Origin of the sequence: Cloacibacterium normanense, assembly GCF_002943105.1 — a bacterium.
In the GTDB taxonomy this organism is placed as follows: Bacteria; Bacteroidota; Bacteroidia; order Flavobacteriales; family Weeksellaceae; genus Cloacibacterium.
The window spans coordinates 240,091-263,424 of record NZ_PTPZ01000003.1; the positions used below are offsets into that span (position 1 = coordinate 240,091).

Consider the following 23,334-nt stretch of genomic DNA (forward strand, 5'->3'; position numbering starts at 1 on the left):
TTAAGAAATTTTTGTGATTTTTGAACAAATATTTCTGAAACGCAAAGTTTTATTTTAACAGCAATCAAAAAAAGAAAGCAAAGTTTTTTCGCTTTGCGAATTTTTAAGCGTAAGCTTCAAGCGAATTATTTCGCTTCTTTGCTTCCTTAAAATAGATTTAAATTTTTTATCTTCTTTGCGTTTATATAAAAATAATATCTAATAATTTTTGATATGAAAAAAATCTTCTTTCTCCTGATTTCCAGTTTTTCTTTTGCTCAAAACGTATCAGAAAAAGAAATCGTAAAGCCGATTGAAAACCTTTTCAATGCAATGAAATCTGCAGATTCTCTTGGAGTGAAAAACGCTTTTTCTGGTTCTGCAATTATGCAGACTTTTGGTAAAAATCAAGAAATAAGAACGGATAAAGTAGAAGATTTTGCCAAACAAGTTGCCGCATCTCAAGCTGGCGATTTAGACGAAAGATTCACTATTTCTAAAATTTTGGTTGATGGAAATATGGCTTCGGTTTGGGTTCCGTATCAGTTTTATTATAAAGGTAATTTTTCGCATTGCGGTGTCAATAGTTTTCAACTCGCGAAAATCAATAATGAATGGAAAATTCAATATATCATTGATACTAGAAGAAAAAAATGTGATTAGATTTCATCTTCTGTAGCGACTTCTTCTCGGTTGTCGCTTTTTTCTTTTTTGCCTTCTTCAATCAGTTGGTTTACTTCGTGAATCTCGCCATTTTCTAAAGTTTTAATTTCCTCTTTTTGTTCATCATTTTCACGGTCAATAAAAAAACTGAATCCCAATGGAAAATGGTCTGAACCAATGCTAGGATAAGTGAAAATTTCTTTCACAAAAATCTCTTTGCTGTGATATAATAAATCAAGCGGAACTCTGAAAAACCAATGTTTGGCATGAAAAGTGGCGAAAATTCCTCTTCCAATTCTCGCATCTATGAGTTCGCTGGTTTTTCTAAATAATTGCGAAGAATATGCCCAAGCAACATTATTGAAATCTCCCGAAACCAAAACAGGAATTTTATGACTCTTCACTTTTTTGGCAATACTTAATAAATCGCCATCTCTTTCTTTAGAAGTTTTTTCTTCAGTAGGACTTGGTGGAGGAGGATGAACACCAAAAAATACAAATTCATATCCATCTTTGGTTTTTAATTTTGCTTCAATACTCGGTAAATCATCGGCAACAAAATAATGCGTTTTTACTTCTAGAATTTCCAATTTTGAATAAAAATGCATTCCGTAAGTGTTTTCTAAGGTCACTTTTTCAGAAAATGGATAATCTTTTTCTACTACTCGCATTGCTTTTTCCCAATCCGTGTTACTCTCCATCGTAATGAAAAAATCGGGTTGTTCTTTGGTAATTAAATCAATTATTTTTTGAAATTGAGTATTGAATTGATAAACATTTACAGCAATTCCTCTCACCAATTCTGAAGCGTGTTTTGGTCTGCGATGGTCTTTGTTTTTATAAAATTTAGTAAATCGAATAAGAGTAAAAACGTGATAAATGATAAATCCTAATTGAAAAATTTGTAAAACAAAAAGTAAGGTTTCTCCTTTTGCCCAAAACCAAGAAATCCCAAAAACAATGACTTGTAAAATGGTGATTTGAAGCATCAAAAATTCAGGAACTCTAAAAATCCAATGCTGGTTTTTACTGAACGGTAAAACGCTCAATATCAAAAGAAAGATTGAGAGAAAACAGAGAAGTTCTATCATTTGCCTTTAAAGTTTATGCTAAATTATTCATTTTCCGTATTTTTACGCAGTAAATCTGAAAATCTAATAAAATAAAAAGTAAATTATGAAAATTGGAATTCTTGGTGGAGGCCAACTCGGAAGAATGTTCATTCAAAATGCATTAAACTACGACGATGAATTTCACGTTTTAGACCCCAACTCTGATTGTTCTTGTGCTAATATTTCACATTTTTCCCAAGGAAATTTTAATAATTATGAAGATGTTTTGGCTTTCGGTCAAGATAAAGATGTGATTTCCATAGAAATAGAACATGTGAATGTAGATGCGCTTTTCGAATTGGAAAAACAAGGGAAAAAAGTGATTCCCAATGCGGAAATCATCAAAACCATCCAACAAAAAATTCTACAAAAAGAGTTTTATAAAAAACACAACATTCCAAGTCCTGATTTCGAAATTTTTGATGGAACTTCAGAAGAAATTAAGATTGAATTTCCTTTCGTTCAAAAACTCAATACTGGTGGTTATGATGGAAAAGGTGTGCAAATCATCAAAAATGCCGATGACTTAAAAAATCTTTGGACAGAAGATTCGGTTTTAGAAAATTTGGTGGATATCGACAAAGAACTTTCCATTATCATTGCCAAAAACGAAAATGGAGAAACCAAAACTTTTCCCGTAACAGAAATGGTGGCCGATGAAAAACTGAATTTGTTGGATTTCAATATTTGTCCTGCCGATATTTCATCAGAAGTTCAATCTCAAATTGATGCCATTGCAGAAAAATTTATTTCCGCAGCCAATTCTGCTGGACTTTTTGCTATCGAATTATTCCTTGATAAAAACGGAAAAGTTTGGGTAAATGAAACAGCGCCAAGATTACACAATTCTGGTCATCAAGCACAAGAAGGAAACGCGAATTCTCAATTTGAACAATTTTACAGAGTTTTGAAAAATGTACCATTGGCAGATACAGACGCTTTTGGATTTTCAGGAATGCTGAATTTGGTTGGAGAACAAAACTACAGCGGAAAAGTAAAATATGAAGGTTTAGAGGAGGTTTTAAAACTTCCAAAAACTTATGTTCATCTCTACGGAAAAACAGAAACCAAACCGGGTAGAAAAATGGGACACATCAATGTTTTAGCCAATTCCAGAGAAGAATTACTAGAAAAACTGAATCATATTAAAACTTTGGTAAGAGTGATTGCTTAAGTGGGAGAGTTTTAGAATGGGAGAATTGTAGAGTGGGAGAGTTTTAGAGTGGGAGAGTTGTAGAGTTTTAAAACTTTCGTCATTAATCTTGGGACTTCAGACTTCTAGCTTCCGACTTTTTAAACATTTCCTTTTTTAGGTTCATAATAAAGACTCCAGAAATAATAAGAATAGCCGCAAAAATAAATTTTGTGGTTATTTTTTCATCTAAAATCAGCCAACCTAAGAAAATGGCGATAATCGTATTCACGTAGTTCAGCATTGAAATTTGTGATGGATTTACCCTTTTTAGGGCATAAAGAAATGCATAATAAGTAATCACTGAACCAAAAACGCCCAAATAAACTACGTAAGCAAAAGATTCTGCACTCCATTTTTCGAAATCATAATTTTTAGTAAAAGCAAAGGCGAAAATAAGTTGCAGAATTCCAGCAAAAGCAAATTGATAGAATAAATTCAATAAAATATTATCAGAATGAATCGTTATTTTTTTGGTGAAAAGTGTTCCAGAAGCCCAACCTAAAATCCCAATGAATAAAACAATAAGTCCCAATCTATAATCAGGATTTAGCAATTCTTGTAAACCATCAGAAAAAATGAGCAAAACACCACTAAAACCTAGAATTAATCCTAAAACAGATTTCAGTTTAAATTGTTCTAAACCAATGAGAACACTTCCCAGAAATACAATAATCGGTGAAGTAGCAGTAAGAACAGAAGCAAGGCTGCTATTGATGTGTTTCTCTGCAATGGTTGTCATTCCGTTAGCAATGATAATCATGAGCGTAGAAAGAATGATTTGAGTTTTCAGATTTTTCAAACCAATCCATTTCAGTTGTTTTTTATAGACCAAAAAACATAACAATAAAAGTGCAGCAATGCTTTGTCTGATTCCGGTAACAAACCAAGGTGGTATGGTTTCTACAGCAACTCTAATTCCTAAATATGTAGTTCCCCAAACTATTGCAACCGTGATAATGGCTAAAATAAGTTTGAAATCTTTTTCTGTGTTCATAATGATTTTCGCGGTACGAAGATATTTAATTCTGAACAAAGAGTCTTTCTAAATTTTTAATTTTATGAAAAAAACTTAATCTTTCACCAAAATTTTTTCATCGCAATGGCGCAAATCTAAATTTTTAAATCTTTATGCTTTTAAGACGCAACTTTTAACTTCGTTAAAATTGAAAATCTTTGATTTTCTTGCGTCTTAAAAACGTTTTTGCTGGTAAAGTGAATTAGCGTCTTTGCGTTTTATCTTATTCACAATTTCTTTGTATTAAGCATTGATAATAATAGAAGCATTCTCTTCAAAAGGAAACGTATTTTTTTCTATCTTTGAAGGAGTAAAAATGTAAAAATGGTTTCAATTATCATGGGCAGTCAGAGCGATTTGCCAATTATGCAACAAGCTGCTGATTTTCTTAAATCTCTAGAAATTCCTTACGAACTCACCGTAGTTTCTGCGCACAGAACGCCAGAGCGCATGTTCGATTTTGCAAAATCTGCCAAAAACAGAGGCGTAAAAGTCATCATTGCAGGAGCAGGAGGTGCTGCACATTTACCAGGAATGGTGGCGAGTTGTACTACTTTACCAGTGATTGGTGTGCCTATTTTGTCGTCTAATTCTATTGATGGTTGGGATTCTGTTTTGTCTATTTTGCAAATGCCTTCAGGAATTCCTGTGGCTACAGTTGCTTTGAATGGGGCTAACAATGCTGGGATTTTGGCTGCTAAAATTTTAGGAAGTTCAGACGAAGAAATTTCTACAAAATTGGAAATTTATCAATTGAGCCTGAAAGAAAAAGTGCTTTCTACCATCGAAGAAATCAAAAAAGAACATCCGAATCAATTTGATTAACATTATGGAAAATCTTAAATATGACACATTTTACAGGAGATTTTTTGCTAGAATAATAGATTATTTTTTTGTTATTCTAGTTTTGAAGATTTTTACAATATTTATTCCAGAGACTCAATACACAATAGTAGGATTTGATGTTGCGCACGGAATTAAAGAAATTCCTAATCCTATGAGAGATTTTTGGATTCATTATTCTGAAGCAGTTAAAAGTTTAGTTTTAATTATTTATTTTGTATTGTTTCATTATTTTGGAGGACAGACAATTGGAAAAATGATAGTTTCTGTTAAAGTATTGAGTTTTAATGAAGAAAATAAAATCTCTTTTTATCAAGCACTTTTGAGAAATTTAGTAGATATTATTTTTTTAATTTTAATTCTTTTTGTCTCAAATGAATATATAACAGGAGGTTTAGGGGTGTCTTGGTTAGTAGTTAATTTAATTCAAATTTTCTCTAATAAAAAGTATAGAACAATTGAAGATTTAATTGCAAATACCGTTGTAGTGAGAATTTTTTCTGAAAAAGCTATTGTTGAAGAAGCGAATCAATCAGAATAAGAAAAATATATTTTTGGCTTTTGTCTATAATTACTATTTGTAAAATTTTGATTTTTTGATTCCTACGGAAATCGAAGATTCGACGAAGTCAATGACAAAGAAGTTTGAAGAAAATTGTTTAAAAAAATCTGTGCAAATCTGCGTAATCTGCGGTAAACAAATTTATTTTTTTGATGAAAGACAAATAAACTTCTAAAAAATCTGTGTAAATCTGCGTAATCTGTGGGAAATAAATCTAATCTAACCACAAAACAGCCGCTTCAAATTCTCTTCGCCAATACATTTCGTTGTGTTTTCCGTCTTCGTCTATTTTTAGGAAAATATTTTTAGATTTCACGTTTTTAGATTTAAGATTTTCGATGACGCGTTTAGTTTGAACTTCCATGTCTTCATCTTCGTGCTTTCCTTGAACAAAATAATATTTCTGATGCTTTAAATTGACTTTAGAATGGCTAATAAATGCATTCAAATCTTCGGCATTAAACCAAAAAGCAGACGAAAAAGCCAATACTTTCCCGAAAGTTTCAGGATATTTCACCGCGGCATAAACAGAAATCAGCGCTCCGAGTGAACTTCCACCAATCGTGGTGTGTTTTTTACCCGTTTTTGTTCTATAATTTTTATCGATATAAGGTTTCAATGTTTCCACGATGAATTTTACATAGTTTTCGCCATTTCCACCGCCGTATTTTGCATTTTTGAAGGGAGAAAGTTCTTCAATTCGTTTTTCGCCACCGTTATCTATTCCTACAACAATTACAGATTTTCCGGTTTTTTCAAAAATTTTGTTCAGTGTTTCATCTGCTTGCCATTCACCAGCGTAAGAAGTAGCGTCGTCAAAGAGATTTTGCGCATCTTGAAGATACATCACTTCATATTTTTTGCGAGAAGTTTCGTAATCTTTAGGCAAATAAATCCAAATTCTTCGTGTGGTTTTAAGTTGAGGAACGTCGAAATTTTCAGAAATAATCTTCACATTTTCTGTCGCCGTACTTTTCTTTTCTTGACTCCATAAAAAAGTACAACTGAGGATAAACAGAAAGCGAAAGAGATTTTTCATGACGAATTATTTTAAGATGCCTCGGATTTTGTTGGCGTTTTTGATGAGTTCTTCCAGAAGTTCAAAATTCTCTTTTTCTAGAGCAGATTTGAATTTTCTGAGCTGTGTAATGTGTTCATTCAGTACGTCTAACACATTTTCTTTGTTTTGTTTGAAGATAGGAACCCACATTTCTGGATGCGATTTTGCCAAACGAACCGTACTCGAAAAACCAGAACTCGCCAGTTGGAAAATGGTATCTTCTTCTCGTTCTTTTTCTAAAACCGTGTTTGCCAAAGCGTAAGAAGTGATGTGAGAAATGTGAGAAATGTACGCAGTGTGAACGTCATGAGCATCTGAATTCATATAAATCAGGTGCATTTCTAGGTTTTTGGCGATATTTTCTACCAATGCTAATGCGTCTTGGTCAGAATCTTCACGGTCGCAAATTACAGCAGCTCTTCCTGCGAAACTTTCTTTTTGAGCGGCTTTAGGTCCAGAATTTTCGGTTCCCCACATTGGGTGAAATGCTACAAATCTTTTTCGGTTCGGATGATTTTTGATGGCTTCTACAATTCCAGATTTGGTAGAACCAGTATCCATTACCGTTTGTTTATCGGTGATTAAATCTAGAACTTGTGGTAAAATTTTAACCGTAGCATCTACAGGAATTGCGGTAATGATAAGGTCTGCGTTTTTAATACCGTTTTCAAAATCTTCGAAACGGTCTATAATTCCAAGTTCTTGGGCTTCTTGAAGGTGAGTTTCTGATTTGTCAATTCCTATAAATTCTGCTCCGAAATTTTTTTCGCGGAGCTTTAGGGCGATAGAACCACCAATTAAACCTACACCAATAATAGCAATCTTCATTTTGAAATTAATTTTTTAGAGTTCTTTTTCCTTTTGTTTGATTTGATTAGAAATATTCAGAATATTAATAAAATTGGGAATCAACGTAGCCACTGCTACTGCTATAAAGGTTGCAAAAGATTTTCCGTTGTAATACATCATGCTGAGTACAATAATCCAAAGAATAACCAATCCTAAAAAGATTCCTAAGAAAACTTTTTGTAATTTTTTTAATTGGGGAACACTCAGGTCTGTGTATTTTTTCTTTTGCATAAGTTGTTATTTTAGTTTTTTAAGACTGATGAAATGAGCATTTTCTTTGCATTTTTCAAAAGTAATTTCATACTTAGGATTTCCTTCTGGCGCTGTAAGTAAATAACTTGGACAAGGTTTTTTCTGTGCATCACTTTTATCAAAGTTAATTTCTCCATTAGTAATAATGCTGTCTTTCAGAAATTTTTCGTCGATTTTCATGGTTTTCATTTCTGCTTGAAAAGTTTCAGAATAGGTAAAATCTTTCGATAAAGTTTCGGCAATTACTCTAGAATTGGGAAGATAACCGCTACAACTTACCCCTTTTTTGTTCAAAATAAAGAATACAATTAGTAATCCTGGAATTAACCCGATGAAAAAGAATTTCAGTTTTCTCATTGAATATGATGTAAAAAGTAAGTTGAAAATTTAAAAAATTAAAAGGTTGATGTCGTGATAAGTAAGGTCGAATTTGTCGCAAATCACTTTTTTGGTATGTCTGCCTTTATACATGTAAAGCGATTGTTTCATTTCGTTTCTTTTCAAAAGCATATTTTCGAAACCACCTTCTTCGTCATAGTTCAGGAGATAACTTAGGAAGAAATTAGAAATAGCTTTCGTAGTGGTTCTCGGCATTCTAGAAGATAAATTAGGCAATCCACAATGAAGAACTTCGTGTTTAATGATAACAGGATTTTCGTGAGTGGTTACTTCTGTAGTTTCTATACAGCCGCCGTAATCTATGGTCAAATCTATAATTACAGAGCCTTTTTTCATGGCTTTTACCATGTCTTCTGTCACTACATAAGGCATATTGAGTCTAGGTAATGCACCAATTACTACATCAGCTCTTCTCAATGCTTTTTTTAATTCTTTTGGGTCTATAATTGAAGTTGGGACTCTACTGTCTATTAGTGTATGTAATCTTCTTAATTTAGATAAAGAATTGTCAAAAACTCTTACACTTGCCCCTAAACCGATGGCTGCTTTCGTCGCAAATTCTCCTACAATTCCAGCTCCTAGAACTACTACTTCTGTAGGACGAACTCCGGTAATTCCACCGAGCATTAAACCATTTGATTTAGCCAATAATTCTGAAGCGTACAAAATGGAAATTCCACCTGCGATTTCGCCAATGAGTCTGATAAGTGACAATTGGCGGTATTCGTCCATAATGAATTCAAAAGCGATGGCATTTACCTTTTTTTCTGCTAATTTTTTAAAATAATCTTTGTCTCTTAAGTTAATTTGAAGTGCAGAAACCAAATAAGCATTTGGTTTTAGAAATTCCATTTCTTCTTCGGTTGGTGGATTGATTTTAAGAACCAAATCTTGTCCGTACACTTCTGCTTGACTGGTTGTAATCTGAGCTCCTGCTTCAGAAAACTGTAAATCTGTAAAGAACGAACCTTCACCAGCGCCAGCTTCTAAAATAATATCATGACCATGTTCTACCAAAACTTGTACTGCATCTGGCGTAATACACAGTCTTTTTTCGTGTAAACAGGTTTCTTTTGGAATACCAATGCTAAATTTTTTCCCTTTTTTGAGAACCTCTAATTTTTCCTCTTTAGGAATGAGTTGTTCTTCAGTAAAAGGTGTAAATATGGTAGAACTCATTGTTTTAAATTTTAATCTACAAAGATAGCGAAAAATGGGATAGGTAAAACCTTAGAAATCATGGATTCTTTCTAAGAAAAATTTTAGTGGAAAACAATTTCTCTATAATCACCATAATTGGTAATTGTCATTTCATGATGAGGTAAATCTGCCAATTCTTCTTCGTAGATTTCTGGCCATTCTATAATGCAGAGAAAAGCATTGTCTAGATATTCTTCAATCCCAAAATCATAGGCTTCTTCTATTTTTTTGAGTCGATAAAGATCAAAATGAAAAACTTTTCCTTTCGGTGAATGGTATTCATTTACAATAGCGTAAGTAGGCGAAGAAACTTCGTCTGTGCTTCCTAAACTTTTCATCAAAAACTGAGAAAATGTTGTTTTGCCAGCACCTAAGTTTCCTTTGAGCAAAAGGATATTGTGTTTTAAATTGGGCAAAATTTCATCTACTACTTTTTGCCAATCTTCAATTTTTTCTATTTGGAATGTTTGAGACATGTTTTTTGAAAATTTTTTCAAAAATACGGAATTGTTATGGTGTAAAAAAGCGGAAAAAATCAATTGATTTTTTCCGCTCCATGCCTAAGTATAAATAAACTATGAAAAAACTACTTAGGTTCTAAAATACTGATAGGTATAATGATTTCTTCTAGTGAAATTCCGCCATGTTGATAGGTGTCTTTGTAATAATTCACAAAGTGGTTGTAATTTTTGGGATAAGCCAAAAAGATGTTGTTTTTCGCAAAAATATACTTGCTGCTGAGATTTCCTTTGGGTAAAAATAATTTTTCTGGATTCGTAATTGCCCAAACATCTTTTTCGTCATAAGTGAGAGATTTTCCTGTTTTATAACGAATGTTGGTGCTGGTTTCTCTATCGCCTACAACTTGCGAAGGTTTTTTTACATAAACCATTCCGTGGTCAGTTGTAATCACCAGTTTGAAACCTTGTTCCGCTGCGAGTTTGATGATTTTTAAAATTGAAGAATTTTCAAACCAATTTACGGTAAGACTTCTGAAAGTTTTGTCATCTCTAATCAATTGGTCTACAATGTGATTATCCGTTTTAGCATGCGAAAGAATATCGATGAAATTATAGACAATCACCAATAAATCATTGTTTTTATGTTGGTTAAAATCATCTAAAATCTTGCGCTCAAAATCTGCATTCAGAACTTTCAAATATTTCATGGACTTGTTTTGGAGTCCAATTCTTTTCATTTGGTCTTCTAAAAATTCGCGTTCATGCTCGTTTTTATTGCCTTCTTCATTGTCATTAAACCATTTATCTGGAAAACGTTTTTCGATTTCCGAAGGCATTAAACCTGCAAAAAATGAATTTCTGGCGTATTGAGTGGCAGTGGGTAAAATACTGAAATATTCGTCTTCTGAAACCTTGTTGTAAAACCTTGCGAAAAGCGGTTCTATCACTTTCCATTGGTCATATCTCAAATTGTCAACCATCAGAAGTAAAACTTTGTCTTTCTCTAAAACGGGTTTTACTTTTTCCTTAAAAGCAGTGTGAGACATGATGGGTTTTTCGGTGCTGTGAAGCCATTCTTCGTAATTTTTTTCTATAAATTTAGAAAACTGAATGTTGGCTTCTTCTTTTTGAGATTGTAATAAATCTGCAAACTCATTGTCAAAAACTTTATCGAATTTGATTTCCCAATTCAAGATTTTCTTATAATATTCTGCCCATTCTTGGTAAGTATTTACATAGCTGAGTTCCATCGAAAGGTTACGAAAACCTTGTTGATATTCTAACTTGGTTTTTTGCTCTACCAAATCGTCTTCTTGAAGATTTTTCTTCAGCGAAAGCAAAACCTGATTAGGATTTACAGGTTTTAGAATATAATCAGAAATTTGTGAACCGATGGCTTGTTCCATGATGTGTTCTTCTTCGTTTTTGGTTACCATCACGATTTTTATAGAAGAATCTAAATCCTTAAGCATGGGAATGGCTTCCAGGCCAGAAATTCCGGGCATGTTTTCGTCTAAAAGTGCGAGTTGAAATTTTTCGTTTTCTATTAATTCTAGCGCTTCGTTCACATTGTTAACTGGCGTTACGTTATAGCCTTTGTTTTCTAGAAAAACGATATGTGGTTTGAGTAAATCTACTTCATCATCAATCCAAATTATTTTTGACATAAATTATTTTTTAGGTTAAGATATAGGTTGAGGTAAAGGATAAGGTTAAGAAGTTTCATCTTACATCTTTTGACTTCCTGCTCCAAATTATCTCTCCCAAAAATACGCCAAAACTGTCTTAAATATTGTATAAAATAATTGGAATATGGTTAAAAATCTGTTAAACTGAAAATGAGTCTTGAGTTTATTGATATAGCTGAGGTTCTTTTATGCCTTGAGAAATTAAAACTGTTTTATTCATTTCAAAATGAGCTTTTGTCCTTTCATTTAAGTATTTTTTTAAAGGTTCTAGCTCATATTTTTTTCTTCGTTCATCTACATTTATGCTGTCTTCTAATCCGTATTTTGGTGTAGCTTGTCCCAATTTATTATAGCTGCATTGAGTTCCAAAATATTGTTTTTGTTTTTTATTAGCCCTTATTCTATCAAATAGATAAGCGTAATTAGATTTGTGAGCATTATTTTTGTCAACTTCCTTTTTCATCATTTTCAAAACTTTTTTCTGAAAATCTGGAAAATTGTCAGAATGCTGAACGATTAACCAAAAATGGTTAGAACCTTCTTCTCCAACTTTATCAAACCCAAGAAAACCATATTTTTTGATGTAGTTATCAATCTTTTCTTTGTTTACTTTATTGATGCTATCTCTATCAGTAAAGAATTTTTCAGTGTTAGTTATGTACGAACCAAAAGGAATTCCAGCATATTTTTGGTCAATTTCTATCATTTCAGAAAGTTCTTTTTTAATGTTTTCTTTTTCAGATTCAGATATTTTCTTTTTTGAAACGCATGAACTCACCAATATTATACTAAAAATGAAAATTAAGTTTCTCATGATGTTTTTTTTCAAAAATATGAAATAGAGACGAATAAAACCATTTTAGCTCAAATTTTATCTCTAAAACAAAGAAAGAACTTTGCTTTTATGAAAACAGTCTTTCAAAGCATCAACAACTCAATTTTAAGCACCCCAAATTTTAGAATTTTGACCGTTAACTAAAAAACAAACCTCTCTAAAATTGCTTCTAAAGAGGTCAAAATTTTATGTTTTTGAAATAGTATTTCTAAAAATGGGAGTTGTGCAACAGTGTGCAACAGTTACCAATGTTAGCTGTAGTGTTTTTAATTTTACTGTTTTGTCAATATAATATTCTGTGGAAGTATGATTTCCCAATCATAATCTGGTTGGTTGCCTATTACTAGCTTTATACCCGGTGGATTCTTTAAAGAAACCAATTTAATTTGTGTAGCATTAATATATTCTATTTCAAAATTCACACTTTTATTTTTTGAAAGGTGAGATATTGTCCCATTAAGTTCATTATAGTTTGTTGAAATCGTACCCAAACTAAGAATTGTTGATTTTTTATCATTAAAATTTGTACTTTGAAAGCTCATAGAGCTTTCAAAAATTTCATTTCCATTATTGTATTGATGAAAACCATAAATAATATCTGCAGTCACATTTTTATTAATCGGCGGGAGTGTAATATTTTGTTTTTTTAATACAATGGTAAAGCTTTTATTCCCACTTTGCCATTTCCATGTTCCTATGAATTTATCAAGGTTAGGATTAGGGTTAACTGCTCCAGGAGTGAAATTAAGTTCTTGTGCCATACAAGTATTTGATATAAACAATTGGATTGTTAAAAAAGCTAAAATTTTAAATAGTATATTTTTCATGATTTTAAAGTTTAATTATTACAGTTAATAGGAACAATTGTACCATTGTTGTTTTTAGTAAGCAAAGACCAATTGTTCATTTCGTTATCGCCTTTCATTAATTGGAGACCTGTATCAAAAAGTTGTAAAAAATTAACTAAGTTTTTTTCGTTTTCTGTAGCTGTATTTTTGTAGTTTACCCTTTGGTCATAAATATTATTAAAGAATTCACCAGTACTTTTATCATACACCCCATTTATAAAAAACTGCGAAGCGAAGTTGGCAAATTTGCTTGGATCATCAATTACCATATAGTATTGGTTTCCTTGTGGGCTGCCGTAAGGTGTCACTACTCCAGCTATAAAAGTATTTACATCTTTAATTGCGTTATGTTGAATCATTGTACATAAGGTAATAAAATCATCAAATGAAAATGTAGAAAGAATTTGGGAAGCTTGATAATGAGAGTGTATAAATGCAGCAAATTTATCACCGGCATTAAATTGAACTCTTACTCCAGCTTCTCCAACAGGTCCTGTTCCGTAAATGTCGTTTTGGATGTTCCCACTATTATCTTGCCAAAGAAAATAAGCATGCTCTTTATTATCATTAGTTTTAGTTTTAAGATTTTTCATACTATTTTTAGTTACAGAATCTTTACCAACAGCCTGTATTTTTTCACAAGGTTGTGGTTCAGTTGGTTGTTCATCAATGGGATAGGTGTATCCGCCGCCGACAGGTGGAGTTCCGCTTCCTCCAGTGCAGTCTCCAGAAGGATCAAGACAGGTTGAAGGGATTTCAAAACCAGTTTGGACACAAGTTGTTGTATAATATGATTGAGTATATAAAACCTCACCTGTAACGGTGTCTGTCCATGTCCAAATTACTTCTCTTGTTATACAGGTCATTCCTCTGGCTAATTGAGAATTTGTATTTTGAAATTTTGGTTTTAGATGATCTCTGTCTTTGAAAATTAGAGCTTGAAAGAATTTTATAGAAGATGCATCATCCGTTTTTCTACGGAAATATATTGTATTGTCAATTCTTTTGACAAACATGACGTGTTCTACTTTATTATTTTTAATGATGGGAACTTCGAGAAAGCTTTCGTCAAATTTGTCAAAAGTCATTGCATAATTCCAATAAACGTTTCCCTATTTGTTAGAGAAATAAGAGTTGTCTAGGTTTTCATTAAAAATTTTCTGTACATTTTTAATAAATATTTCATCTTCTTTCCAAAAGCTTTTATTAACATATTCTTTAGTTAACAATTCTTGTTTTTGAAATGTTGTTACTTCATCTTCAGAACGACATGAAAATAAAAATAAAAAAGTAAGGAATGATACTTTCAAACATGATAATAGTATTTTTTTCGTCATAAGTGTTTTTTGATTTAACGTTAATTTAATATGCACTTTTGTGATAACATTACAGCTAACGGTTCGGCGGATTTGCGAAGTTCCGAGAAGGAAGCTTACTTCCGTTCTTGGGATTTTGCACACCACCAAATATACAAAAGTATTTTTGATGCTCAAAAGCTTATTAAAAAACCTTAACCCTATCCAAAGCAATGTCAAAGGAAAGTCAAAGGAATGTATAAGGAAAGGGTAGTTAATGTCTGCTTGCACTTTACTTGCAGGACATAGGCAAGATACTTGCTTCTTATGATACCCAGAACTTTATATGGCGTTTTGAAGAAAACAAATAAGGGTTTGAGTTGAATCAAGTGGCAGTCAAACTCGAGTTTTGTTCGCAAAAAGTACCCTTTTTCCGAAGCTGATTCGAACTTGATTCGAACAAGACTCGAACAAATGTCTCAAAAAAGACAAAAAAAGGCGAAATAATTAAGCTAATTGATGCGTAATAATAGTGTAAACTTTCATCGTGAGAACTCTAAGTTTTATAACCAAAAAAACTTATTTTATTTTTTGTCACAGAAGAAGTCGTAAAGCATGAGATGAATTAAAAATCTGTTAAACTAAATTTCCGTAAATTTGAAGAATCATTTATCAATCATCATTTATCTATTCAAATGAGCACCAATAAACTCAAAATTATCAACGACCCAGTTCATGGTTTTATAAAAATTCCTTACGAAATTTTGTATGATGTGTTAGAGCATCGTTATTTTCAGAGATTGCGCAGAATTTCTCAGACAGGATTATTGAGTTTGGTCTTTCCGGGAGCTACCCATACCAGATTTCATCATGCTTTAGGCGCAATGCACTTGATGTTTACAGCGCTAGAAACTTTGAAACTGAAAAATGTAAAAATTTCAGACGAAGAAGAAAAAGCGGCGCTTCTCGCTATTTTATTGCACGATGTAGGTCATGGTCCGTATTCTCACGCTTTAGAAAGTCTTTTGATGGAAGATTGGCATCACGAGAAACTTTCGATTTTATTGATGAAAAAATTGAATGATGAGTTTAATGGTGAATTAGATTTGGCGATAGAAATGTTTCAAGGAAAATACCATCGTAAATTCTTTAACCAATTGATTACTTCGCAGTTAGATGTAGATAGGTTAGATTATTTGAAGCGAGACAGTTTCTTTACGGGAGTTTCAGAAGGAAGTGTGAACACGCAGAGAATTATTTCGATGATGAATGTAAAAGATGATGAACTTCTGATTGATGAAAAAGGGGTTTATTCCATTGAAAATTTCCTTACTGCAAGAATGTTTATGTATTGGCAAGTTTACTATCATAAAACTTCGGCTTTGGCAGAACATCTTTTGGTGAAAATCTTGAGCAGAGCAAAACAGCTCATTTCTGAAGGAAAACAAGTGGAAGCTTACGGAAATTTAAAATATTTCTTGTACAAAACTGATTTCGAAAAAGCGACAGAAGAAGATGTGAATCGTTTTACACAACTGGATGATACAGATGTACTGAGCGCGATAAAAACTTGGCAAAATGCGGATGATTTTGTGTTGAGTTATTTCTGTAAAGCGGTGGTTCAGAGAAAATTCCCAAAAACGGTATTTTCTTCTCAAAAATTTGAAGAATCAGAAATTTTAGAAAAAATAGAACGAGCTAATCAGAAATTTGGCATCGAAAATGGAGACCAATTGGTGGAACAAATCAGCAGAACTTTGCTTCCTTATGATAATCAAAAACAACCGATTTTTTTGCTCAAAAGAGACGGAAGAAAGATAAAGTTGGAAGACGCAGAAACTCAAATTCTATCAGCGCATATCAACCAACCAACCACCAAAAACATTCTGTTTTTCCCGAGAGAAATTTAAGTTTTCAAAAAACTAAAAATTGTATGAGTGTAATAAGATTTTCGTATCTTTGCACGATATGGAATTTACTGCAGCTCAAATTGCAAGTTTTATCAATGGAAAAATCTTGGGAGACGAAAATGCCTCAATTACAGGTGTTTCGCCCATAGAGAATGCGCAAAATGGTCAACTCTCTTTTGTTTCTCAAGAAAAATTTGCAGAATTTATTTCACTTTCAGAAGCCTCTGTGATCATTGTTTCTGAAAAATTTGTTAAAGAAGAAAACTATAAACCTACACTTATTGTAGTAGAAGACGCTTATTTGGCTTTTCAGGTTTTAATGAATCTCTATCAACAGATGAGAGAAGAAAAAAAATCAGGAATTGAACAGCCTTCTACTATTGCAGACAGTGCAACAATAGGAGAGAATGTCTACGTCGGTGCCCATTCTTATATCTCAGATAAATCAAAAATCGGTAACGGAACACAGATTTTTCCTCAAGTTTACATCGGGAAAAATGTAAAAATTGGCGAAAACTCTATTATTTATAGCGGTGCTAGAATTTATGATTACTGTGTGATTGGCGATAATTGCATCATCCATTCTAATACAGTGGTAGGAAGTGATGGTTTCGGTTTCCAACCTACAAAAGATGGCTATCAAAAAATCCCACAATTAGGGAATGTAGTTATAGAAAATAATGTAGAAATAGGTTCTAATTGCAGTATAGACAGAGGAACTATCGGTTCTACTGTTATTGGCGAAGGAACCAAAATAGATAATCTAATTCAGATTGCTCATAACGTGAAAATTGGTAAAAATAACGTTATCGCAGCACAAGCTGGTATTGCTGGTTCTACCGTTATAGGAGATTGGAATATGATTGGCGGACAAACTGGTGTTGCTGGTCATCTCAAAATAGGTAACCAGATTAGAGTACAAGCTCAGAGCGGAATAAATAGAGATGTACAAGACGGTGAAACACTCTTCGGAACACCTGCTTTCAACGCTGGTGATTACAGAAGAAGCTATGTGCTTTTCAGAAAATTCCCTGAAATTGTTGAACGAATAAATAATCTAGAAAAAAACTCAAAAGAAAATACTAATGAGTGAAAAACAGAAGACTTTAGGTAAAGAAGTATCACTTTCTGGGATTGGACTTCACACAGGAAGACAAGTAAACCTTACCATGAAACCTGCTAAAGAAAATACAGGTTTTGTATTTGTAAGAACAGACTTAGAAGGTCATCCTCAAGTGGAAGCAGATGTAAATTATGTAACGACTACAGAAAGAGGTACTACGTTAGAAAAATTAGGTGTTAAAATCCATACTTGCGAACATTTATTAGCTGCTTTAGTAGGAATGGATATTGATAATGCTATCTTAGAAATGAACAGTGCAGAACCACCAATTATGGATGGTTCTTCTAAATTTTTCGTAGAAGCAATAGAAGAAGCTGGAGTGGTAGAACAAGAGCAAAATAGAGAATATTTAGTCATCAAAGAAGTGATGAACTATGTAGATCCTAATACTGGCTCAGAAATTACCATTATTCCTTCTGAAAATTACGAAATTACTACAATGGTAGATTTCGGGACTAAAATTTTAGGAACTCAGAATGCTTCTCTTAAAAATATTACAGATTTTAAAAAAGAAATATCTTCGGCGAGAACTTTCAGTTTCTTGCACGAATTAGAAATGCTTTTAGACAGTGGTCTTATTAAAGGGGGAGATATTTCTAACGCTATTGTTTACGTAGACAAAGAATTAACTCCAGAAACCGCTGAAAAACTTAAAAAAGCTTTCGGTAAAGAAGAAGTTACGATTAGACCTAATGGTATTTTAGATAATCTTACCCTTAATTATCCTAATGAAGCAGCTCGTCATAAATTGCTAGATGTAATCGGCGATTTAGCGTTAACAGGTGTAAAAATTAAAGGAAAAGTAATTGCTACTAAGCCTGGACATTTCGTGAATACACAATTTGCGAAAAAACTGAATAGACAGTGGAAATTACAAAAAAAGAAAAACGTGCCAGATTTTGATTTAAAAGCAGAACCTGTTTTTGATATTAACGGGATTATGCGTCTTTTACCGCATAGACCACCATTTTTATTGATTGATAAAATTTTAGAATTATCAGATTCTCATGTGGTAGGTCTTAAAAATGTTTCGATGAATGAACCTTTCTTTGTAGGTCATTTTCCTAAAGAACCAGTAATGCCTGGTGTTTTACAAATCGAAGCGATGGCTCAAGCTGGAGGTATTTTAGTCTTGGCAAATGTTCCAGACCCAGAAAATTATTCCACTTATTTTGTTAAAATAGATAAGGTAAAGTTCAAGAAAAAAGTAATTCCTGGAGATACTCTTATTTTTAAAATAGAACTAATAGAACCTATAAGAAGAGGCATTGTTCATATGCAAGGTTACGGTTACGTAGGAGACAGCGTAGTAGTAGAAGCAGAATTGATGGCTCAAGTTGCTAAAACCAAATTAGACTCATGATTCATCAATTAGCCGCTGTAGACAGACGTGCCAAAATTGGCAAAGATGTTACCATAGAACCTTTTACCACCATTGCTGCAGATGTAGAAATAGGAGAAGGAACTTGGATTGGTCCCAATGTTACCATTATGGATGGTGCAAGAATTGGTAAAAACTGTAGAATTTTTCCTGGAACGGTAATTTCTGCAATTCCACAAGATTTGAAATTTGATGGTGAACAAACATTGACCATTATTGGAGATAATACTACCATCAGAGAATGTGTAACCATCAACAGAGGCACCAAAGCATTAGGCTATACCAAAGTAGGGAATGATTGTCTTATCATGGCTACTTCTCACATTGCTCACGACTGTGTTTTAGGAAACCATGTCATCATTGTAAACGGTTGCGGAATAGCTGGACACGTAGAAATAGGAGATTTCACTGTAATGGGAGGTCTTTCTGCGGTGCACCAGTTTGGTAAAATCGGGAAACACGTGATGATTTCTGGAGGAACACTCGTAAGAAAAGATATTCCACCTTATGTAAAAGTAGCGAGAGAACCTATGTCTTATGCAGGAATTAATTCTGTGGGATTAAGAAGAAGAGGTTTCAGTAATGATAGAATTTTCGAAATTCAAAAAATCTACAAATATCTTTTTCAATCTAAAATGAATGTTTCTCAAGCAACAAGATTCATCGAAAACGAAATGCCACCTACGGAAGAAAGAGACGAGATTTTAGAATTTATTAAAAATTCACCTCGTGGAATCGTAAAAGGATACGGGACAGGAAAAGAATAAAAACATATTTTAAAAAATAATAAATATTAATGGCAACAAGTAATGATATTAAAAAAGGTCTTTGTATAGAATTCAGCAATGACATTTATAAAGTAATCGAATTTTTACACGTAAAACCAGGAAAAGGTCCTGCTTTCGTAAGAACTAAACTTAAATCTGTAACCAATGGAAAAGTAATTGATAATACTTTTTCTGCAGGTCATAAAATTGATGAGGTAAAAGTAATTACTCGTAAATTTCAATACTTATATGATGATGAGAATGGTTTCCACTTCATGAATAACGAAGATTTCTCTCAAATGTATTTGAACAAAGAAATGATTGAAAACGCTCAATTCATGAAAGCTGGGGAAGAAGTAACCATCATTATGAAAGAAGCAGATGAAACTCCACTTTCAGCGGAAATTCCACCAACTGTTTACCTAGAAGTAATAGAAGCAGATCCAGGTGTAAAAGGAAACACTGCAACGAATGCACTTAAAAACGCCATCGTAGAAACTGGCGCTAGAGTTTTGGTTCCACTTTTCATTGAAGCTGGTGACAAAATTAAAGTAAACACAGAAGACGGTTCTTACCTAGAAAGAGTAAAATAATTTGAGAAATGGGAAACGAGTTGCGAGTTTTTCTCGTATCTCGTATCTCGCATCTCGTATCTCTATAAAATATGACTTTCAAATCTCCACAAACCCTTAAAACCATTGCCGAACTCATCGGTGCGAAATATGTAGGCGACGAAAATTTTCAAATTTTTGGAACCAATGAAATTCATCGCGTAAAAAAAGGAGAAATAGTCTTTGTCAATCATCCTAAATATTATGATAAAGCGCTTCATTCCGAAGCTACCATCATTTTGATAGACAAAGAAGTAGCTTGTCCAGAAGGAAAAGCACTTTTAGTTTCTGATGATCCTTTCAGAGACTTCAATAAAATCAATGAACATTTTACCGGTATTCAAACTTTTGAAACTACTGGGAACAATCTTTCTATTGGCGAAAATTGTAGAATTCACCCTTCTGTAATCATCGGAAATGATGTGAAAATTGGGGATAATTGTATGATTTTCCCGAATGTAGTGATAGGTGACAGAACGGTCATTGGCAATAATTGTATCATTCAGGCAGGAACTGTTTTAGGTGGCGATGCTTTCTATTACAACAAAAATGCTGAAGGTTACAGAAAAATGCTTTCCGTAGGAAATGTGATTTTAGAAGACGATGTAGAAATCGGGGTAAACTGCTGTATAGACCGTGGTGTTACAGATTCTACCATTATCAAAAAAGGCTCAAAACTTGATAATTTAATCCAAATAGGTCACGATACTGTACTTGGCGAAAGAACTTTAGTAGCTTCTGGAGCGATGATTGCAGGTTGTTGTATCATAGAAGATGATGTACAAGTTTGGGGACAAGTTGGCATGGCTTCTGGCAAAAGAGTAGGAAAAGGAGCGGTGCTTTTAGGTAAAACTGGAGTGAACAGAGACTTAGAAGGAGGCAAAACTTATTTCGGTAGCTTAGCCGAAGAATTTAGAGAATATCTAAAAAAAGAAGTCAAATTAAAAAATTTATAGGTCTTTACTTTGTGTGAAATCATAAAAATAGTATTTTTACAAAAATTAAAAAATAAATCATGTCAGTATTAGTAAATAAAGATTCAAAGGTAATCGTACAAGGATTTACAGGAAACGAAGGAACTTTCCACGCAACTCAAATGATTGAATACGGAACCAACGTAGTAGGTGGTGTAACTCCAGGAAAAGGAGGAACTGAACATCTTGGTAAGCCAGTTTTCAACACCGTTGCAGACGCAGTTGCTAAAGCAGGAGCTAATGTTTCTATTATTTTTGTACCACCTGCATTTGCTGCAGATGCTGTAATGGAAGCTGCAGAAGCTGGAATTAAAGTAATCGTTTGTATTACTGAAGGAATTCCGGTAGCTGATATGGTAAAAGTAAAAGAATATATTAAAGATAAAGGTGCTAGATTAATCGGTCCAAACTGCCCAGGAATTATCACCTCAGACGAAGCTAAAATCGGTATTATGCCAGGTTTCGTTTTCAAAAAAGGTAGAGTAGGTATTGTTTCAAAATCTGGTACTTTAACTTACGAAGCTGCAGACCAAGTGGTAAGAGCTGGTTTTGGTGTTTCTACAGCAATTGGTATTGGTGGTGACCCAATCATCGGAACAACTACTAAAGAAGCTTTAGAATTATTCATCAACGACCCAGAAACTGATGCAGTAGTGATGATTGGTGAAATTGGTGGTTCATTAGAAGCTGAAGCAGCAAGATGGTACAGAGATTCTGGTTCTAAAAAACCAGTAGTAGGTTTCATCGCTGGTCAAACTGCTCCTAAAGGTAGAACAATGGGACACGCTGGTGCAATCGTAGGTGGTGCAGAAGATACTGCTCAAGCAAAAATGCAAATCATGGAAGAATGCGGAATCAACGTTGTAGCTTCTCCAGCTGATATCGGTAAAACTATTGCTAAAGTATTAGGATAAATTTTACTAAATACATTATAAAAAAGCTTCACAATTTTAGTTGTGAAGCTTTTTATTTTAATTAACCGTTGGAAATTATTGATGGCTATTTAAGGAAATTTTTATGTGGTTTTTCATTTTACTCATGCATATAGTTTTCTAAAATTCACTAATTTTGAAAATAAAACATTTGATATGCAATCATCCATCCTTCAATTTCTTAGAAATTTAGAAAAGAATAACAATAGAGAATGGTTTAATGAAAATAAAACGCTTTATCAAGAAGCGCAACAAGATGTGATTTCTTTTGTGGAGAAATTAATAGAAGAAATGGCGGATTTTGATGAAGAAATGGAAAAACTAGAGGCTAAAAAATCTGTTTTTAGAATTTATAGAGATACAAGGTTTTCTAAAGATAAAACACCATATAAAACCAATTTCGGAGCGGGTTTAGGAATGGGTAAAGGAAATAAAATTTCAGGATATTATTTGCATATAGAACCCGGAAAATCTTTTTTGGCAGGTGGTGTTTATAAGCCAGAACCATCGGTTTTAAAGACGATAAGACAAGAAATTTCTGCTTTTGGTGATGAGTTCAAAGCGATTTTAGGACAAGACGAATTCAGAAATTATTTTCGAGGATTAAGTGTAGAAGATAAACTGAAAAAAGTGCCTCAAGGTTTTGAAAAAGATGATAAAATGGCTGAATATTTAAAACTCAAGCATTTTATTGTAACACACCCTGTGTCTGATGAACAATTGCTCAGTGAAAATGCGGTTAAGAAATTTGCTAAAATTTTCAAAGCCATGAAACCGCTCAATGATTTTTTACAAACGCCTTTTATGTAAAGAAAAAGTCAGAGTTTATAAACTCTGACTTTTTTTATTTTGATAACTCATCTATCGTTTTCTGAATTTCTGGATCTTCTGGAGAAATCGCATAATATTTTGCAATTCCAGATTTTTGATTTACAATTAAGTATCTCGGAATCCAGTTGAGGTCTATGTAATTATTAAAATCATTTTTCCATCCTACATGAAACCAATAATTTTCTTTTTGAGTCATTTCATGTTTTTCTAATCCTTTCTTCCAAGCTTCTTCGTTTCGGTCTAGAGAAAGGAAAATAAACTTCACATTCGGATTTTTATCTTCTAATTCTTTGGCTTTTGGCATTGCTTTTAGACAATCTCTACACCAACTTGCCCATAAATCGAGTACCACAATTTTTCCTTTATTTTGGTCTAAAATTTTAGAAATACTGATGGTTTTACCATTAATATCGGTTACTTTTTGAGCCAAAGCTTCTTTAGAAAACTTGGTTTTCAAAACTTTTGGAACTTGTTGCGAGACTCCCCAACCAAATATAAGAAGCGCAAACAATAGGATAAACTTTTTCATATTTTTTTAAAAACAGAATT

General features: G+C 33.0%; 25 protein-coding genes. 12 read left to right on the forward strand and 13 right to left on the reverse strand.

All coding sequences use genetic code 11. The features are described 5' to 3' along the window. Positions 1 to 213: 213 nt before the first annotated feature. Positions 214 to 642 (forward strand): nuclear transport factor 2 family protein, encoded by a 429-nt coding sequence (locus tag C3729_RS06585; protein ID WP_104793426.1) that lies wholly within the window; start codon positions 214 to 216, stop codon positions 640 to 642. On the opposite strand, the gene C3729_RS06590 is transcribed toward C3729_RS06585, so the two are convergent. Beyond that, on the reverse strand, positions 639 to 1,691 hold the full coding sequence (locus tag C3729_RS06590; RefSeq protein WP_260204484.1) for an endonuclease/exonuclease/phosphatase family protein: 1,053 nt from the start codon (positions 1,689 to 1,691) through the stop codon (positions 639 to 641). The genes C3729_RS06585 and C3729_RS06590 overlap by 4 nt on opposite strands. A 127-nt stretch (positions 1,692 to 1,818) precedes the next feature. Between C3729_RS06590 and C3729_RS06595 the strand changes: the two genes are divergently transcribed. After that, on the forward strand, positions 1,819 to 2,928 hold the full coding sequence (locus C3729_RS06595; RefSeq protein ID WP_104793428.1) for a 5-(carboxyamino)imidazole ribonucleotide synthase: 1,110 nt from the start codon (positions 1,819 to 1,821) through the stop codon (positions 2,926 to 2,928). Positions 2,929 to 3,010: 82 nt separating this feature from the next. On the opposite strand, the gene C3729_RS06600 is transcribed toward C3729_RS06595, so the two are convergent. Next, positions 3,011 to 3,943 carry a DMT family transporter gene (locus C3729_RS06600; protein ID WP_104793623.1) on the reverse strand — a complete coding sequence of 311 codons (933 nt, stop codon included), beginning with the start codon at positions 3,941 to 3,943 and terminating at the stop codon, positions 3,011 to 3,013. A 345-nt stretch (positions 3,944 to 4,288) separates the two neighbouring features. Here C3729_RS06600 and purE point away from each other — a divergent pair, with 345 nt between their 5' ends. Together purE and C3729_RS06610 are read left to right on the forward strand one after the other, a co-directional pair. Continuing rightward, positions 4,289 to 4,789, forward strand: a complete 501-nt coding sequence (gene purE / locus C3729_RS06605; RefSeq protein ID WP_104793429.1) for a 5-(carboxyamino)imidazole ribonucleotide mutase — start codon at positions 4,289 to 4,291, stop codon at positions 4,787 to 4,789. A gap of 4 nt (positions 4,790 to 4,793) precedes the next feature. After that, positions 4,794 to 5,348, forward strand: coding sequence for an RDD family protein (locus tag C3729_RS06610; protein WP_104793430.1), 555 nt, complete (start codon positions 4,794 to 4,796; stop codon positions 5,346 to 5,348). Between the two features lie 235 nt (positions 5,349 to 5,583). On the opposite strand, the gene C3729_RS06615 is transcribed toward C3729_RS06610, so the two are convergent. The 10 genes from C3729_RS06615 to C3729_RS06660 form a co-directional block, all read right to left on the reverse strand. Further along, positions 5,584 to 6,408 carry an alpha/beta hydrolase gene (locus C3729_RS06615; protein ID WP_104793431.1) on the reverse strand — a complete coding sequence of 275 codons (825 nt, stop codon included), beginning with the start codon at positions 6,406 to 6,408 and terminating at the stop codon, positions 5,584 to 5,586. Between the two features lie 6 nt (positions 6,409 to 6,414). After that, positions 6,415 to 7,257 carry a prephenate dehydrogenase gene (locus C3729_RS06620; protein WP_104793432.1) on the reverse strand — a complete coding sequence of 281 codons (843 nt, stop codon included), beginning with the start codon at positions 7,255 to 7,257 and terminating at the stop codon, positions 6,415 to 6,417. A 15-nt stretch (positions 7,258 to 7,272) separates the two neighbouring features. Beyond that, positions 7,273 to 7,509 carry a hypothetical protein gene (locus C3729_RS06625; RefSeq protein ID WP_104793433.1) on the reverse strand — a complete coding sequence of 79 codons (237 nt, stop codon included), beginning with the start codon at positions 7,507 to 7,509 and terminating at the stop codon, positions 7,273 to 7,275. 6 nt (positions 7,510 to 7,515) lie between these two features. After that, positions 7,516 to 7,887, reverse strand: a complete 372-nt coding sequence (locus C3729_RS06630) for a hypothetical protein (RefSeq protein WP_104793434.1) — start codon at positions 7,885 to 7,887, stop codon at positions 7,516 to 7,518. Between the two features lie 30 nt (positions 7,888 to 7,917). Further along, positions 7,918 to 9,108: an alanine dehydrogenase gene (locus C3729_RS06635; RefSeq protein ID WP_104793435.1), complete on the reverse strand. Its 1,191-nt coding sequence runs from the start codon at positions 9,106 to 9,108 to the stop codon at positions 7,918 to 7,920. An 83-nt stretch (positions 9,109 to 9,191) separates the two neighbouring features. Further along, positions 9,192 to 9,605, reverse strand: coding sequence for a tRNA (adenosine(37)-N6)-threonylcarbamoyltransferase complex ATPase subunit type 1 TsaE (tsaE, locus tag C3729_RS06640; RefSeq protein WP_104793436.1), 414 nt, complete (start codon positions 9,603 to 9,605; stop codon positions 9,192 to 9,194). A 110-nt stretch (positions 9,606 to 9,715) separates the two neighbouring features. Beyond that, the gene (locus C3729_RS06645; protein ID WP_104793437.1) at positions 9,716 to 11,257 is read right to left on the reverse strand and encodes a PglZ domain-containing protein; all 1,542 of its coding nucleotides are present in this window, start codon (positions 11,255 to 11,257) and stop codon (positions 9,716 to 9,718) included. 184 nt (positions 11,258 to 11,441) lie between these two features. Continuing rightward, complete coding sequence (locus C3729_RS06650; protein WP_133159948.1) at positions 11,442 to 12,092, reverse strand: DUF6624 domain-containing protein; 651 nt, start codon at positions 12,090 to 12,092, stop codon at positions 11,442 to 11,444. 293 nt (positions 12,093 to 12,385) lie between these two features. After that, positions 12,386 to 12,940 carry a DUF6705 family protein gene (locus C3729_RS06655; RefSeq protein ID WP_133159949.1) on the reverse strand — a complete coding sequence of 185 codons (555 nt, stop codon included), beginning with the start codon at positions 12,938 to 12,940 and terminating at the stop codon, positions 12,386 to 12,388. A gap of 11 nt (positions 12,941 to 12,951) precedes the next feature. Continuing rightward, entirely contained in the window at positions 12,952 to 14,049 is a 1,098-nt protein-coding gene (locus C3729_RS06660; protein ID WP_104793440.1) for a hypothetical protein, read from the reverse strand. A gap of 902 nt (positions 14,050 to 14,951) precedes the next feature. Between C3729_RS06660 and C3729_RS06670 the strand changes: the two genes are divergently transcribed. The 8 genes from C3729_RS06670 (at position 14,952) to C3729_RS06705 (ending at position 22,764) form a co-directional block, all read left to right on the forward strand. Next, positions 14,952 to 16,166 carry an HD domain-containing protein gene (locus C3729_RS06670; protein ID WP_069798092.1) on the forward strand — a complete coding sequence of 405 codons (1,215 nt, stop codon included), beginning with the start codon at positions 14,952 to 14,954 and terminating at the stop codon, positions 16,164 to 16,166. Positions 16,167 to 16,224: 58 nt separating this feature from the next. Beyond that, positions 16,225 to 17,259 (forward strand): UDP-3-O-(3-hydroxymyristoyl)glucosamine N-acyltransferase, encoded by a 1,035-nt coding sequence (gene lpxD / locus C3729_RS06675; RefSeq protein ID WP_104793442.1) that lies wholly within the window; start codon positions 16,225 to 16,227, stop codon positions 17,257 to 17,259. After that, positions 17,252 to 18,652 carry a bifunctional UDP-3-O-[3-hydroxymyristoyl] N-acetylglucosamine deacetylase/3-hydroxyacyl-ACP dehydratase gene (locus C3729_RS06680; RefSeq protein WP_104793443.1) on the forward strand — a complete coding sequence of 467 codons (1,401 nt, stop codon included), beginning with the start codon at positions 17,252 to 17,254 and terminating at the stop codon, positions 18,650 to 18,652. The genes lpxD and C3729_RS06680 overlap by 8 nt, the downstream gene beginning before the upstream one ends. After that, positions 18,649 to 19,437, forward strand: coding sequence for an acyl-ACP--UDP-N-acetylglucosamine O-acyltransferase (gene lpxA, locus C3729_RS06685; RefSeq protein WP_104793444.1), 789 nt, complete (start codon positions 18,649 to 18,651; stop codon positions 19,435 to 19,437). Before C3729_RS06680 ends, lpxA begins: the two co-directional genes overlap by 4 nt. Before the next feature lie 29 nt (positions 19,438 to 19,466). Beyond that, on the forward strand, positions 19,467 to 20,030 hold the full coding sequence (efp, locus tag C3729_RS06690; RefSeq protein ID WP_069798084.1) for an elongation factor P: 564 nt from the start codon (positions 19,467 to 19,469) through the stop codon (positions 20,028 to 20,030). 71 nt (positions 20,031 to 20,101) lie between these two features. Beyond that, entirely contained in the window at positions 20,102 to 21,004 is a 903-nt protein-coding gene (locus tag C3729_RS06695; RefSeq protein WP_104793445.1) for an LpxD N-terminal domain-containing protein, read from the forward strand. A gap of 59 nt (positions 21,005 to 21,063) precedes the next feature. After that, entirely contained in the window at positions 21,064 to 21,936 is an 873-nt protein-coding gene (gene sucD / locus C3729_RS06700) for a succinate--CoA ligase subunit alpha (RefSeq protein WP_069798080.1), read from the forward strand. 174 nt (positions 21,937 to 22,110) lie between these two features. After that, complete coding sequence (locus C3729_RS06705) at positions 22,111 to 22,764, forward strand: DUF2461 domain-containing protein (protein WP_104793446.1); 654 nt, start codon at positions 22,111 to 22,113, stop codon at positions 22,762 to 22,764. A 34-nt stretch (positions 22,765 to 22,798) separates the two neighbouring features. Here the strand turns inward: C3729_RS06705 and C3729_RS06710 are convergent, their stop codons facing one another. Then, a complete protein-coding gene (locus tag C3729_RS06710; protein ID WP_104793447.1) occupies positions 22,799 to 23,314 on the reverse strand; it encodes a TlpA family protein disulfide reductase in 516 nt (171 codons plus the stop codon). Positions 23,315 to 23,334: the final 20 nt, after the last annotated feature.